Source organism: Pseudomonas sp. S2_C11 (assembly GCF_054668395.1).
On record NZ_CP162765.1, the window covers coordinates 868,854 to 883,229 of the forward strand.

The 14,376-nt window shown below is 58.8% G+C and carries 17 protein-coding genes and 1 tRNA gene; 15 read left to right on the plus strand and 3 right to left on the minus strand.

Annotated elements, in window-relative coordinates; translation table 11 throughout:
- Window positions 1-92: 92 nt before the first annotated feature.
- The 15 genes from AB4N48_RS04035 (at window position 93) to nadA (ending at window position 11,819) form a co-directional block, all read left to right on the plus strand.
- Window positions 93-839, plus strand: coding sequence for a YebC/PmpR family DNA-binding transcriptional regulator (locus AB4N48_RS04035; protein ID WP_024014089.1), 747 nt, complete (start codon window positions 93-95; stop codon window positions 837-839).
- A 155-nt stretch (window positions 840-994) separates the two neighbouring features.
- Window positions 995-1,522, plus strand: a complete 528-nt coding sequence (ruvC, locus tag AB4N48_RS04040) for a crossover junction endodeoxyribonuclease RuvC (RefSeq protein ID WP_016773501.1) — start codon at window positions 995-997, stop codon at window positions 1,520-1,522.
- Window positions 1,523-1,636: 114 nt separating this feature from the next.
- Window positions 1,637-2,245, plus strand: coding sequence for a Holliday junction branch migration protein RuvA (ruvA, locus tag AB4N48_RS04045; RefSeq protein WP_024014088.1), 609 nt, complete (start codon window positions 1,637-1,639; stop codon window positions 2,243-2,245).
- Window positions 2,246-3,307 carry a Holliday junction branch migration DNA helicase RuvB gene (gene ruvB, locus AB4N48_RS04050; protein ID WP_024014087.1) on the plus strand — a complete coding sequence of 354 codons (1,062 nt, stop codon included), beginning with the start codon at window positions 2,246-2,248 and terminating at the stop codon, window positions 3,305-3,307.
- Between the two features lie 127 nt (window positions 3,308-3,434).
- Window positions 3,435-3,902 (plus strand): tol-pal system-associated acyl-CoA thioesterase, encoded by a 468-nt coding sequence (gene ybgC, locus AB4N48_RS04055; protein ID WP_041479792.1) that lies wholly within the window; start codon window positions 3,435-3,437, stop codon window positions 3,900-3,902.
- Window positions 3,892-4,587 (plus strand): protein TolQ, encoded by a 696-nt coding sequence (tolQ, locus tag AB4N48_RS04060; protein WP_008080223.1) that lies wholly within the window; start codon window positions 3,892-3,894, stop codon window positions 4,585-4,587. The genes ybgC and tolQ overlap by 11 nt, the downstream gene beginning before the upstream one ends.
- A 23-nt stretch (window positions 4,588-4,610) precedes the next feature.
- Complete coding sequence (gene tolR, locus AB4N48_RS04065; RefSeq protein ID WP_160767866.1) at window positions 4,611-5,063, plus strand: protein TolR; 453 nt, start codon at window positions 4,611-4,613, stop codon at window positions 5,061-5,063.
- A complete protein-coding gene (gene tolA / locus AB4N48_RS04070; RefSeq protein ID WP_016773505.1) occupies window positions 5,063-6,139 on the plus strand; it encodes a cell envelope integrity protein TolA in 1,077 nt (358 codons plus the stop codon). Before tolR ends, tolA begins: the two co-directional genes overlap by 1 nt.
- A 17-nt stretch (window positions 6,140-6,156) precedes the next feature.
- Complete coding sequence (tolB, locus tag AB4N48_RS04075; RefSeq protein WP_164488347.1) at window positions 6,157-7,437, plus strand: Tol-Pal system beta propeller repeat protein TolB; 1,281 nt, start codon at window positions 6,157-6,159, stop codon at window positions 7,435-7,437.
- Between the two features lie 52 nt (window positions 7,438-7,489).
- Window positions 7,490-7,987, plus strand: coding sequence for a peptidoglycan-associated lipoprotein Pal (pal, locus tag AB4N48_RS04080; protein ID WP_003178634.1), 498 nt, complete (start codon window positions 7,490-7,492; stop codon window positions 7,985-7,987).
- A 6-nt stretch (window positions 7,988-7,993) separates the two neighbouring features.
- A complete protein-coding gene (gene ybgF, locus AB4N48_RS04085; protein ID WP_460094850.1) occupies window positions 7,994-8,842 on the plus strand; it encodes a tol-pal system protein YbgF in 849 nt (282 codons plus the stop codon).
- A 167-nt stretch (window positions 8,843-9,009) separates the two neighbouring features.
- A complete protein-coding gene (gene queE, locus AB4N48_RS04090) occupies window positions 9,010-9,657 on the plus strand; it encodes a 7-carboxy-7-deazaguanine synthase QueE (RefSeq protein ID WP_041479789.1) in 648 nt (215 codons plus the stop codon).
- Window position 9,658: 1 nt separating this feature from the next.
- Window positions 9,659-10,351, plus strand: coding sequence for a 7-cyano-7-deazaguanine synthase QueC (gene queC, locus AB4N48_RS04095; protein WP_041479788.1), 693 nt, complete (start codon window positions 9,659-9,661; stop codon window positions 10,349-10,351).
- Between the two features lie 63 nt (window positions 10,352-10,414).
- Window positions 10,415-10,490: transfer RNA gene (locus AB4N48_RS04100), tRNA-Lys, on the plus strand.
- A gap of 270 nt (window positions 10,491-10,760) precedes the next feature.
- The gene (gene nadA, locus AB4N48_RS04105; RefSeq protein WP_016773509.1) at window positions 10,761-11,819 is read left to right on the plus strand and encodes a quinolinate synthase NadA; all 1,059 of its coding nucleotides are present in this window, start codon (window positions 10,761-10,763) and stop codon (window positions 11,817-11,819) included.
- Between the two features lie 178 nt (window positions 11,820-11,997).
- On the opposite strand, the gene AB4N48_RS04110 is transcribed toward nadA, so the two are convergent.
- The 3 genes from AB4N48_RS04110 to gcvT all read right to left on the minus strand — a co-directional run bounded on the left by AB4N48_RS04110 (window position 11,998) and on the right by gcvT (window position 14,324).
- Window positions 11,998-12,486 carry an RDD family protein gene (locus AB4N48_RS04110; RefSeq protein ID WP_071173361.1) on the minus strand — a complete coding sequence of 163 codons (489 nt, stop codon included), beginning with the start codon at window positions 12,484-12,486 and terminating at the stop codon, window positions 11,998-12,000.
- A 97-nt stretch (window positions 12,487-12,583) separates the two neighbouring features.
- The gene (locus tag AB4N48_RS04115) at window positions 12,584-12,796 is read right to left on the minus strand and encodes a cold-shock protein (RefSeq protein WP_003227496.1); all 213 of its coding nucleotides are present in this window, start codon (window positions 12,794-12,796) and stop codon (window positions 12,584-12,586) included.
- Between the two features lie 403 nt (window positions 12,797-13,199).
- The gene (gene gcvT / locus AB4N48_RS04120; RefSeq protein ID WP_236168321.1) at window positions 13,200-14,324 is read right to left on the minus strand and encodes a glycine cleavage system aminomethyltransferase GcvT; all 1,125 of its coding nucleotides are present in this window, start codon (window positions 14,322-14,324) and stop codon (window positions 13,200-13,202) included.
- Between the last annotated feature and the right edge of the window lie 52 nt (window positions 14,325-14,376).

Genomic DNA, 14,376 nt, shown 5'->3' on the forward strand with positions numbered 1-14,376 from the left:
GCGCCTTTTTTCTTTCTCAGGTCGAATTTTTCAATTGCCGGCCGCTGCCTCGGCGGGGCGGGCAAGGTTTCAAAGAGCATTCGGAGCAAGTTATGGCAGGTCATTCCAAGTGGGCAAACATCAAGCACCGCAAAGAACGTCAGGATGCCAAGAGGGGCAAGATCTTCACCAAGTGGATCCGTGAACTGACCGTTGCGGCCCGTCAGGGTGGCGGTGATCCGGGTTCCAACCCGCGTCTGCGTCTGGCTCTGGACAAGGCGTTGAGCGCGAACATGAGTCGCGACATCATTGACCGTGCCGTCGCGCGCGGTGCCGGCGCCACTGAAGCGGACAACGTTGAAGAACTGACCTACGAAGGTTACGGCCCGGGCGGTGTGGCGGTGATGGTCGAGTGCATGACCGACAACCGCAACCGCACTGCGGCGGCTGTGCGTCACGCGTTCAGCAAGTGTGGCGGCAACCTCGGCACCGATGGTTCGGTGGCGTATCTGTTCGAGCGCAAGGGCCAGATCAGCTTCGCTCCGGGCGTCGATGAAGACGCACTGACCGAAGCGGCGCTGGAAGCCGATGCCGATGACGTGGTCACCCACGAAGATGGTTCGATCGACGTGTTCACCTCGTTCACCGGTTTCTATGCGGTGCGCAACGCGCTGGAAGCGGCCGGGTTCAAGGGTGACGATGCGGAAATCGTCATGCAGCCGACCACCAGCGCCGAGCTGGATCTGGAAGGCGCGGAGAAGGTGCTCAAGCTGATCGACATGCTTGAGGACCTGGATGACGTGCAGAACGTCTACTCCAACGCGGACATCCCGGAAGACGTCGCCGCTCAGCTTGGCTGATAAGCGACTAGTCTTCCTTGTGGGAGCGAGCCTGCTCGCGAAAGCGGTGTGTCATTCAGCACCTGTATCTGCTGACATACCGCCTTCGCGAGCAGGCTCGCTCCCACATTTGCTATTGGCTGTCAGGTAAATCGTTTTATGAATCTGCAGGCGTTATGACTTTAATCCTTGGTATCGACCCCGGTTCGCGCATCACCGGTTACGGGATCGTTCGCGATACCGGGCGGGGTGGCTGCATCTATGTGGCCTCGGGCTGCATTCGCACCGGTTCCGGCGAGCTGCATGAGCGTCTGCAGATCGTCTATCGCGGCGTGCGCGAAATCATCAAGACCTACGGCCCGGTGACCATGGGCATCGAAAAGGTGTTCATGGCGAAAAACGCCGACTCGGCGCTGAAGCTCGGACAGGCGCGGGGCGCTGCGATTGTCGCCGGCGCCGAAGAGTGTCTGGAAATCGCCGAGTACACCGCCACGCAAGTCAAACAGGCGGTGGTCGGCACCGGTGCGGCCAATAAGGAGCAGGTGCAGATGATGGTCATGCACATGCTCAAGTTGACCAGCAAGCCGCAGATCGACGCCTCCGACGCCCTCGCGATTGCCATTTGCCATGCGCACACGCGCTCAAGCCTGCTGCCGCACGGGCTGGGAACCGCACGCAGTCGTGGCGGGCGCCTGCGTCTCTGATAGCATCAGCATCAATTTTCTCGAAAGTGACTTCGCGGTGCCTGTGTTGTCGGCGCGCAAGCCACCTTCAATCGTCGCCAGCCCACGGCTGGCCAGCGCTCAAGGATTCAAAACGTGATTGGACGCTTGCGCGGCACCCTGGCTGAGAAACAGCCGCCGCACCTGATTCTCGATGTGAACGGCCTTGGCTATGAGGTGGAAGTGCCCATGACCACCCTTTATCGTCTGCCGTCGGTCGGCGAACCGCTGACCCTGCACACCCATTTGGTCGTACGCGAAGATGCGCAATTGCTCTATGGTTTTGCCGGCAAGCGTGAGCGAGACTTCTTTCGCGAGCTGATCCGTCTCAATGGCGTCGGACCGAAACTGGCGCTGGCGTTGATGTCGAGCCTGGAAGTCGACGAGCTGGTGCGCTGCGTGCAGTCTCAGGACACTTCGGCGCTGACCAAGGTGCCGGGGGTTGGCAAGAAAACCGCCGAGCGTTTGCTGGTGGAATTGAAAGATCGCTTCAAGGCCTGGGAAACTTCGCCGGCGATGTTCGCGCTGGTGCCGAATCAGCCGGACGGCCCGGCGCCGGTCAACAGTGCCGAGACCGATGCGGTCAGCGCGTTGATCTCGCTGGGCTACAAGCCGCAGGAAGCGAGCAAGGCGATTTCCGCGATCAAAGACAAGAACCTGAGCAGCGAAGACCTGATCCGCCGCGCTCTGAAGGGAATGATTTAAGTGATTGAAGCTGATCGTCTGATCGCCGCCGCGCACAGCCCGCGCGAGCGCGAAGAAGTCCAGGATCGGGCCATCCGCCCGGTCAGCCTGGCCGACTACATTGGCCAGCCGACCGTGCGCGAGCAGATGGAGCTGTTCATCCAGGCTGCCCGTGGCCGCAGCGAGTCCCTCGATCACACCCTGATCTTCGGCCCGCCGGGGCTGGGCAAGACCACGCTGGCGAACATCATTGCCCAGGAAATGGGCGTGTCGATCAAGAGCACCTCCGGGCCAGTGCTGGAACGCCCGGGTGATCTGGCCGCGTTGCTGACCAATCTTGAGCCGCACGATGTGTTGTTCATCGACGAAATCCATCGTCTATCGCCGATCGTTGAAGAAGTGCTGTATCCGGCGATGGAAGATTTCCAGCTCGATATCATGATTGGCGAGGGGCCGGCGGCGCGCTCGATCAAACTGGACCTGCCGCCTTTCACTCTGGTCGGCGCCACCACCCGCGCCGGCATGCTGACCAATCCGTTGCGTGATCGCTTCGGTATCGTCCAGCGCCTGGAGTTCTACAGCACGGCGGATCTGGCAACGATCGTCAGTCGTTCGGCGGCCATTCTCGGTCTGCCGCTGGATCCGGAAGGTTCGTTCGAGATCGCCCGTCGCGCCCGTGGCACACCGCGAATTGCCAACCGTCTGCTGCGGCGGGTGCGCGATTTCGCTGAAGTACGCGCCAAGGGCCACATCACCAAAGCGGTGGCGGATCTGGCGCTGAACCTGCTGGACGTCGATGAACACGGTTTCGATCACCAGGACCGGCGCCTGCTGTTGACCATGATCGAGAAGTTCGACGGCGGTCCGGTTGGTATCGACAGTCTGGCGGCGGCGATCAGTGAAGAACGCCACACCATTGAAGACGTGCTCGAACCGTATCTGATTCAGCAGGGCTATATCATGCGCACGCCACGGGGTAGGGTGGTGACGCGGCATGCCTATCTGCATTTCGGTTTGAATGTTCCGTCACGCATGGGCGAGATGCCCGTGGCAGACGAGTTTCTCGACGCCGTCGACGATTGATACACATTTGTTGGTGATTTATTCAGGGTTTGTACTGTCAGACGACGGTACTTTTGCGTTAAAGCTTTGAAACCACGAAAAACAGTTGTCTGGCCGGATTGGCAACCTGAGGAGTAAGCACTAGAGTATGCGCGCGCAAAACGGGCTTGAGCCGTTCGCACATCGTTGTCGCGTTTATTACGAGGACACCGATGCGGGCGGCATCGTGTATTACGTTAATTACCTCAAGTTTATGGAACGGGCTCGAACCGAGCGGCTACGGGAACTGGGTTTTGCCCAATCTGTGCTTGCCGGAGAGGACCTGTTGTTCGTCGTGCATTCCAGCGAAGCGCGCTACCACGCGCCGGCGCGACTGGATGACGAACTGCTGGTAAGCGCTGATGTAATCGAATTGAACCGTGCCAGCCTGCGCTTCAAACAGCAGGTCAGGCGGGCCACGGATAATGTGCTGCTCTGCGAAGGGCAGTTTTTGGTGGCCTGCGTGCGCACCGACAGTTTGAAACCCCGGGCCCTTCCCGAAGACCTGCGTGCGGCCTTCGCCGACGCGGTCGGCCCGGGTACACACTCAAAGCAGGAGATAAAGCGTGGAAGCTAACGTCGTCGACCATTCCTCCATGTGGAGCCTGGTCAGCAATGCCAGCATCGTGGTGCAGTTGGTAATGTTGACCCTGGTGGCCGCATCGGTGACCTCATGGATCATGATCTTTCAGCGCAGCAATTTGCTGCGTGCCGGTCGACGTGCCCTGGAGAGCTTCGAAGAGCGCTTCTGGTCGGGTATCGACCTGTCCAAACTGTACCGTCAGGCCGGCAGCAACCCTGATCCGGATTCGGGCGTGGAGCAGATCTTCCGTGCCGGCTTCAAGGAATTCTCCCGTCTGCGTCAGCAGCCAGGTGTCGATCCTGAAGCCGTGATGGAAGGTGTCGCCCGTGCCATGCGCGTGGCCATCTCGCGCGAAGAAGAGAAACTCGAGCAGAGCCTGCCGTTCCTCGCCACCGTCGGTTCGGTCAGCCCGTACATCGGTCTGTTCGGCACCGTGTGGGGGATCATGAACTCCTTCCGTGGTCTGGCCAGCGCCCAGCAAGCGACGCTCGCCACCGTTGCCCCGGGTATCGCCGAAGCCCTCATCGCCACCGCGATCGGCCTGTTCGCTGCGATCCCGGCGGTCATCGCTTACAACCGTTTTGCTGCGCGCAGCGAAACCTTGCTGGGCCGCTACTACACCTTCGCCGATGAATTCCAGGCGATCCTGCACCGCAAAGTGCACACCAGCGAAGAATAAGCAGGTATTTCCCGATGGCTTTAATCGCTCGAGCTCGCAAAAAGCGCAAGCCGGTCGCCGAGATGAACGTGGTGCCCTACATCGACGTGATGTTGGTGCTGCTGGTCATCTTCATGGTGACCGCGCCGATGCTCAATCAGGGCGTGAAAGTTGATCTGCCCAAGGTTTCCAGCGAAGCCTTGCCGCAGGACAACAACACTCAGGTCCTGACCATTTCGATCAAGGCTGACAAGACCTACTACTGGAACCTTGGCAGCGAAGTCGACACCGAGAAGCAACAGGACAGGGCCATGACCCTGCCACAGATGACGGACGCGGTGACCAAGATCATCCGCGCCGGCACCGAGGGCGGCAAACGCACCCAGGTGTTCATTCGTGGTGACAAAACTGTCGACTACGGCGCCGTCATGGGCGCCATGGGCGGGTTGCAGAAAGCCGGGGTCGGTAACGTTGGTCTGATTACCGAGGCCCCCTAATGCAGCAACAGCGAGAGCCGTCCGCCTCGGAAAGCTACTTCTGGCCTAGTGTTCTGGCAATCGTCCTGCACGTGCTGGTGTTCGGCATGCTGTTCGTCAGTTTTGCCTTCACGCCCGAACTGCCGCCGGCCAAGCCGATCGTCCAGGCGACTCTATACCAGCTGAAATCGAAAAGTCAGGCGACCACCCAGACCAATCAGAAGATTGCGGGTGAGGCGAAGAAATCCGCCGCGCGCCAGACCGAAGTCGAACAGATGGAACAGAAAAAGATCGAGCAGGAAGCGGTGAAGGCGGCGGAACAAAAGAAAGAGGAAGCGGCTCAAAAGGCCGAGGAAGCCAAGAAGGCAGACGAGGCGAAAAAAGCCGACGAGGCGAAAAAGGCTGATGAAGCCAAGAAAGCCGACGACGCGAAGAAAGCCGAAGCGAAAAAGGCCGAAGAGAAACAATTGGCTGATATAGCCAAGAAGAAGGCCGAAGACGAAGCGAAGAAGGCTGCTGAGGAAGAGGCGAAGAAGGCCGCTGCCGAAGAAGCCAAGAAGAAGATCGTCGAAGACGCGAAGAAGAAAGCCGCCGAAGACGCCAAGAAGAAAGCTGAAGCTGAAGAGGCGAAGAAGAAAGTCGCCGAAGACGCGAAGAAGAAAGCTGCTGCCGATGCTGCGAAGAAGAAAGCGCAGGAAGCGGCACGCAAATCCGCCGAAGACAAAAAGGCCCAGGCCCTGGCAGATCTGCTTTCCGACACGCCGCAGCGTCAGCAGGCCCTGGCAGATGAGCAGGGTGACGAAGTTGCCGGCAGTTTCGATGACCTGATTCGCGCTCGTGCAGCGGAAGGCTGGGCTCGTCCTCCTTCGGCGCGCAAAGGCATGACGGTCGTGCTGCAAATCGGCATGTTGCCGGACGGCACAGTGACTTCGGTCAGCGTCGCCAAGTCCAGTGGTGACGGTCCGTTCGATGCTTCGGCGGTCGCGGCAGTGAAGAATATTGGACGTTTGACAGAAATGCAGGGAATGAAGCCGAGCGATTTCGCTCCGTATCGTTCATTCAAGATGACATTCACACCTGAGGATCTAGCCTTGTGAGAAACCTTCTTCGAGGAATGCTGGTCGTGATCTGCTGCATGGCAGGGATCGCGACGGCAGATGAAAAGAACATTCTGGTCACCAGCGGCAGCGATCGGGCCACTCCGATCGCCGTCGTACCGTTCGGCATGCAGGGCGGCGCCGTGCTGCCTGACGACATGGCTGAAATCATTGGCAACGATTTGCGCAACTCGGGCTATTACTCGCCGATTCCGAAAGCCAACATGATCAGCCAGCCAAGCCAGCCGAGCGAAATCATCTTCCGTGACTGGAAGGCGGTGGGTGCTCAGTACATGATGGTCGGCAGCATCGCTCCAGCGGGCGGTCGCCTGCAGGTGCAGTGGGCACTGTTCAACGTCGCCACCGAGCAGAAAGTGGCGGACGGCAGTGTTTCCGGTACGACCGACCAGATCCGTGACATGGCGCACTTCATTTCCGATCAGTCGTTCCAGAAGCTGACCGGCATTGAAGGTGCCTTCTCGACACGTTTGCTTTACGTAACGGCCGAGCGTTTTTCCGAGAAGAACACTCGTTACACCCTGCAACGCTCCGACTATGACGGCGCACGCGCAGTGACTCTGCTGCAATCGCGCGAGCCGATCCTGTCGCCGCGTTTTGCACCGGACGGCAAGCGTATCGCCTACGTGTCGTTCGAGCAGAAGCGTCCGCGTATCTTCATGCAGAACATCGACACCGGTCGCCGTGAGCAGATCACCAACTTCGAAGGCCTCAACGGCGCGCCAGCCTGGTCGCCGGATGGCAATCGCCTGGCGTTCGTGCTGTCGAAAGACGGCAACCCGGACATCTACGTGATGAACCTCGGTTCGCGTCAGATCAGCCGCGTAACCAACGGCCAGGGCATCAATACCGAACCGTTCTGGGGCAAGGATGGCTCGACCATCTATTTCACCTCGGACCGTGGCGGCAAGCCGCAAATCTATAAAACCAGCGTCGGTGGCGGTGGTGCCGAGCGTGTGACGTTCGTGGGCAACTACAACGCCAACCCGAAACTTTCGGCTGATGAAAAGACTTTGGTGATGATTCATCGTCAGGATGGCTTCACCAATTTCAAGGTGGCAGCTCAGGATCTGCAGCGGGGTAGTGTAAAGATCCTCACTGATAGCACTCTGGACGAGTCACCTACTGTTGCGCCCAACGGCACCATGGTAATCTACGCCACCCGCCAACAGGGCCGGGGAGTCTTGATGCTCGTGTCCATTAATGGACGCGTGAGGCTCCCGCTTCCTACCGCTCAAGGCGAAGTCAGAGAACCGTCCTGGTCCCCTTACCTGAAGTGAGCGGGCGCTACACGTTTTACTTAACACACTGGGGTTCATTAGGAGTTTCACGATGGAAATGCTGAAGTTTGGTAAATTTGCTGCGCTGGCTCTGGCCATGGCTGTAGCTGTAGGTTGCTCGTCCAAAGGCGGCGACAACGCCGGTGAAGGCGCTGTTGATCCAAACGCTGGTTACGGCGCAAACACCGGTGCCGTTGACGGCTCCCTGAGCGAAGAAGCTGCTCTGCGCGCAATCACCACCTTCTACTTCGAATACGACAGCTCGGACCTGAAGCCAGAAGCCATGCGCGCTCTGGACGTTCACGCCAAAGACCTGAAAGCAAACGGCGCTCGCGTTGTTCTGGAAGGCAACACCGACGAACGTGGTACTCGTGAGTACAACATGGCACTGGGCGAGCGTCGTGCGAAAGCCGTTCAGCGCTACCTGGTACTGCAAGGTGTTTCCCCAGCTCAGCTGGAACTGGTTTCCTACGGCGAAGAGCGTCCAGTTGCTACCGGCAACGACGAGCAGTCCTGGGCCCAGAACCGTCGCGTCGAACTGCGTAAGTAATTCGATATGCGAACGTGCCGTCGTGCTGTAACTGTTCTGGCTCTCAGCCTCGCGCCGCTTGCGGCGTGGGCTGCGGTTCCTGTGGTCGATGACAACTCCGGTTATAACAATAGCGGGAGCAGTTATCCGCCTGCGGGTTACGGTACGAACGGCGCCTATGCCGGGGGAGCGGCTTCGGCCCCTGCCTCGGCACAAGGCATGCTGTTCAACCAATTGCAACAGATGCAGGATCAGATCTCGCGCCAACAGGGCGTGATCGAAGAACTGCAGAATCAGGTTTCGCGCATGAAGCAGGAATCCCTGGAGCGATACCAGGATCTTGATCGGCGCATAGGATCCGGCGTTGCACCAGCCGCGACTCCCGAGAATTCTTCTGCCGGTGGCGATGCAAGTGCTGCTGCCGGTGCTGCCGGTGCTGCCGCAGGCGCGGGTGCTGCTGCGGCAGCCCAGGCCCCTGCTGCGGGTAGCGAACCGGCTGATCCGGCCAAGGAAAAGCTGTATTACGATGCCGCTTTCGACCTGATCAAAGCCAAGGATTTCGACAAGGCCAGCCAGGCCTTCGCCGCTTTCCTGCGCAAATACCCCAACAGCCAGTACGCGGGCAACGCTCAATACTGGTTGGGCGAAGTGAACCTGGCCAAGGGTGATCTGCAAGGTGCAGGTCAGGCCTTTGCCAAGGTTTCGCAGCTGTATCCCAAGCACAACAAAGTGCCGGATTCGCTGTACAAGCTGGCTGACGTAGAACGCCGCCTCGGTCATACCGACAAGGTCAAAGGCATTCTGCAGCAGGTGGTGTCCCAATATCCGGGCACTTCCGCCGCGCAGCTGGCCCAGCGTGATTTGCAGCGCATGTAAGCCTGTTCATCCGCGTTTTGAAGAAACCCGCGTTTGTCGCGGGTTTTTTCGTTAGAATTCACGCCCTTTTTCTGAAACACGCTTCTTGTGGTCTACGCGTTGGCGGGATTGCCTGAAGTGCCTGACGGAGGCGGACAGCCTGTTTAGCTGTTACGCCCGTGGCGACTATGCAAGACACATTGAGAATCACCGAAGTTTTCTACTCGTTGCAGGGGGAAACTCGGACTGCCGGGCTGCCCACGGTTTTCGTGCGCCTGACCGGTTGCCCGTTGCGTTGCCAATACTGCGACAGCGCTTATGCGTTCAGCGGCGGCACCGTCCGTACCCTCGACGACATCCTTGAGCAAGTGGCCGGATATCGTCCGCGCTACGTCTGTGTCACCGGCGGTGAGCCGTTGGCTCAGCCGAACGCCATTCCTTTGCTTGAACGGTTGTGTGATGCCGGTTACGAGGTGTCGCTGGAAACCAGCGGCGCCCTCGACGTATCCGCCGTCGATCCGCGTGTCAGTCGCGTCGTCGACCTGAAAACGCCGGGCTCGAAAGAAGCCCATCGCAACCGTTACGAGAACATCGAACTGCTGACCCGCAACGATCAGGTGAAGTTTGTCATCTGCTCGCGGGAAGACTATGACTGGGCGGTATCGAAACTGATCCAGTACGGGCTTGATAGACGTGCGGGTGAAGTGCTTTTCTCCCCAAGTCATCATGACCTCAATGCCAGGGATCTGGCGGATTGGGTGGTGGCAGATAACCTGCCAGTGCGGCTGCAACTGCAGTTGCATAAATATCTATGGAATGATGAGCCGGGGCGCTGAGATGATTGAGCAACTGAACACTACCGAAAAACGTGCCGTTATCCTGCTTTCGGGCGGCCTCGACTCGGCCACCGTCGTGGCGATGGCACGCGCCGAAGGCTACGCCTGCTACACCATGAGCTTCGATTACGGCCAGCGCTCCCATGCTGAATTGCATGCCGCCGCCCGCGTTGCTCGCGATCTGGGAGTGGTCGAGCACAAGGTCATCGGATTGAACCTCAATGGCATGGGCGGCTCGGCGCTGACTGACACCAGCATCGATATTCCGGAAGAGCTGGGCGAAGGCATTCCGGTGACTTACGTGCCGGCGCGCAACACGGTGTTCCTGTCGTTGGCATTGGGTTGGGCCGAAGTGCTCGGCGCGCGCGACATCTTCATCGGCGTCAATGCAGTGGATTATTCCGGCTACCCGGATTGCCGTCCCGAGTTCATCGAGTCGTTCGAGCGCATGGCCAACCTGGCCACCAAAGCGGGCGTGGAAGGCAATGGCTTCCGCATTCAGGCGCCACTGCAAAACCTGAGCAAGGCGCAGATCGTCCAGGCTGGCGTGAAGCTGGGCGTGGATTATGGCCTCACGGTTTCCTGCTATCAGGCAGACGATGACGGCCGCGCCTGCGGCAAATGCGACAGCTGCCGCCTGCGTGCTGAAGGCTTCGCGGCGGCAGGTGTGAGCGATCCAACCCCTTATTTTTGATCTTTTTCAAAAAAGGTGTTGAATAGTCCTTAGAAATCAGTATTATACGCGCCACCACACAGCGGGTCGTTAGCTCAGTTGGTAGAGCAGTTGGCTTTTAACCAATTGGTCGTAGGTTCGAATCCCACACGACCCACCATATTTGGCGGTTTAGAAAATCCGGAAGGCCCACGAAAGTGAGGATTTCCGGGTTTTTTTTTGCCTGCAATTCGGGCGTTCGACGTTTCAGCGCGGGCGGCCTGACACAGGTCAGAATCATCTTTTGTATCAACGGGATATTCTGTAGCCTTGCGCAGCTTCAACGCTGTCCGTGCCTGATGATACTCACTCTCCCGGCGGTACCCTCTAACGGTCCGGAGCCGGGTGTATACTCGACTTTCGCGCGAATGCGCCTGCAGGTCTTGCGAACATGACGCAGATTTCCGAACGCCTTCTGGTTCAAGCCCACCTCGACGCCAAACAGCCCAAACCGCTGACGGCAGAAGAGGAGGCTTATTACCGTTCCGCCATCGCCGCCGAGCTCAAGGCTCAGGACGCGGTGCTGGTTGCCCACTTTTATTGCGATCCGGTGATTCAGGCCCTGGCCGAAGAGACCGGCGGCTGTGTATCCGATTCCCTGGAAATGGCCCGCTTCGGCAATGCCCATCCGGCCAAGACCGTGGTGGTCGCCGGCGTGAAGTTCATGGGCGAGACGGCAAAGATTCTCAACCCGGAAAAACGCGTGCTGATGCCGACCCTGGAGGCGACGTGCTCGCTGGACCTGGGATGCCCGGTCGATGAGTTCTCGGCGTTCTGCGACCAGCACCCGGAACGCACCGTGGTGGTGTATGCCAATACTTCCGCCGCCGTGAAGGCTCGGGCTGACTGGGTGGTGACTTCGAGCTGCGCACTGGAAATCGTCGAAAGCCTGATGGACAACGGCGAGACGATCATCTGGGGCCCGGACAAGCATCTGGGCACCTACATTCAGCGCAAGACCGGCGCCGACATGCTGCTGTGGGACGGTGCTTGCATCGTCCATGAAGAATTCAAGTCCAAGCAGCTCGAAGACATGAAGGCGCTGTACCCGGACGCGGCGATTCTGGTGCATCCCGAGTCGCCGACTTCGGTGATTGAGCTGGCGGATGCCGTCGGTTCCACCAGTCAGTTGATCGCGGCCGCGCAAAGCCTGCCGAACAAGACCCTGATCGTCGCTACCGACCGTGGCATCTTCTACAAGATGCAGCAGCTGTGCCCGGACAAGGTCTTTATCGAGGCGCCTACCGCCGGTAATGGCGCCGCGTGCCGCAGTTGTGCACATTGCCCGTGGATGGCCATGAACACCCTTGAGCGCACGCTCAAGAGCTTGAAAGAAGGCACCAACGAGATCTTTGTCGATCCGGCGCTGATTCCCCAAGCGATCCGCCCGTTGAAGCGCATGCTCGACTTCACCCAGGCAGCACGGATGAAATTGGCCGGTAACGCCTGAGTGAACCCCTTGTATGAGTGAGCCCTGTGGTGAGGGGATTTATCCCCGTTGGGTGGCGAAGCCGCCCTAAATCAAACACCGCGGCGTATCAGGGATACCGCGTGGGCTCCTTTACGACTACTACGCAGCCGGACGGGGATAAATCCCCTCACCACAGGCCGACTCTTGAGCATGGAAATTATTTGCTCTTCTTCGGGATCCGCACCACGCACGTATCCGAATAGATGTCGTGCCAGGTGCGTTTCTGCTTGTCGAACAGCGACCAGAAGAATCCCAGCCCGACACACAACCACGACGCGATCGACACCATAAAGCGCAGCAGCGCCTGCCACAGGCTGATCGCTGTGCCGTTGGCGTTCTGCACGCGGATCCCCCACACCTGCATGCCCAGTGTCTGCCCGCCATGGGTCCAGAACTTGGCAAAGAAGCCGAACAATACCAACAGCAGCACCGTGGAGTAGAGCGGATCACCATCCAGCTGGCCGGCGTCGGTCATCACTCGCAGACGCTCTTCGCCAATGATCGCCGCCTGGATCAACTTATAGATGAATCCGGTGACGATCAGCAGGGCGGTGCACAGCAGGAAGTCGTAGAACATCGCCGCCAGACGACGACCGAGAGCAACGGGAGGAAAGTCCCCTTGCGGCGTGAGCAGGTGTTTCGACATGGCAGCCTCGGGACGCGAATGGAAGCGCCATTTTACGGATAAGCGCGCACAAAAAAGCCCCTGATATCAATATCAGGGGCTTTTTCGTATCAGAAGATCAGGCTTCTGCTTGTACTTCGTCAGCCTGCATGCCTTTCTGGCCTTGCACGGCAACGAAAGTCACCTTCTGGCCTTCTTTCAGGCTCTTGAAGCCGTTGCCCTGAATGGCGCGGAAATGTACGAACAGATCCGGACCGCTTTCTGGAGTGATAAAACCAAAACCTTTCTCGTCGTTAAACCACTTGACGGTACCGCTCTGACGTGTGGACATTTCTTATTTCCTTTGACGCAAAAATTGATGACAGCCCCTTTCACATGAAAGAGTACTGGAGCTGGTTGCAAGGAGTAAGAAGACGTCGAGCGGGATGTAGCTAACTTGTAGGCTACTGCCCAGGTCACGATTCCAAGCTGACCCATGCAAACACAGTGGACAAACTCTACGCCAACTACGGGAGAAAAAACAAGCCCTGCGAAGGCCCCGGTTTTACTGCTCTTCGCGGCAATTAGTCAGTTCACTAGAGCAGTCTTAGACGATTGTCTGGTTCAGTTTTTTGCAGTCGTTATAAGCAACGTTCATATTCGAAACAGATGTTAAAAAACGCACTGTTTTATGGCGATTGCGTTACACATTAGTGCACGCATAACGCAATCGCGTTACTTATAGAAACAGTCGATCAACCGCGATAGTAGCGTTGTGGAACAAATGGCATTTTGCTTACAAGCATTTGCACCTTTTTCCCACGGACGATGGCCCACACAGGTGTATCGAGCGTGACGTAGGCGCTGTCGAGGTAACCCATCGCCAATGGCCCGCCCAAGGTTGGACCAAAGCCGCCGCTGCAGACGCTGCCGATGATCTCGCCGGCCTCGTTGACGATCTCTGCGCCTTCACGCACCGGGGTACGCTCCTGTGGCAGCAGGCCGACGCGTTTGCGTGCGACGCCGTTCTGTTGTTGCGCGAAGATCTGCTCGGCGCCCGGGAAACCGCCGGCCCGTGCGCCGTCGGCGCGGCGTGGCTTGGAGATCGCCCAAAGCAGGCTGGCTTCGATCGGCGTGGTTTCGGTGTTCATGTCATGGCCGTACAGGCACAGGCCGGCTTCCAGACGCAGCGAATCACGGGCGCCGAGGCCGATGGCCTGGACCTCTGGTTCGGCGAGCAGGGCGCGGGCGAGTTTTTCCGCTTCGGCGGCCGGTACAGAGATTTCGAAACCGTCTTCACCGGTGTAGCCCGAACGGCTGACAAAGCAGTCCACGCCCAGCAACGACACACGGTTGAACTGCATGAAGGTCATCTTCGTCACGTCCGGCGCAAGACGCGCCAGCACCGTGACGGCTGCCGGACCTTGCAGGGCGAGCAGGGCGCGCTCTTCGAACAGCGCCGTAATGGTGCACTGATCGCCGATGTGTTTTTGCAGATGCGCGAGATCCTGATCCTTGCACGCGGCGTTGACCACCAGGAACAACTCGTCATCGCCCAGATTGGCAACCATCAGGTCGTCGAGGATGCCGCCGCTTTCGTTGGTGAACATCGCATAACGCTGCATGCCCACCGGCAGGTCGATGATGTCCACCGGCACCAGGGTTTCCAGGGCTTTGGCCGCATTGGCACCGGTCAGACGAATCTGGCCCATGTGCGAGACGTCGAACAGCCCCGCCTGTTCGCGGGTGTGCTGGTGTTCTTTCATCACTCCGAGCGGATATTGCACGGGCATGTCGTAGCCGGCGAACGGCACCATGCGCGCGCCGAGTTCGAGGTGCAGTGCGTGCAGCGGGGTTTTCGAGAGTTGTTCGGTGGACATGCGTGGCTCCTTTGAATTTGGGTTGCGGGTGAGAGGCAAGATCAAGAGCCCC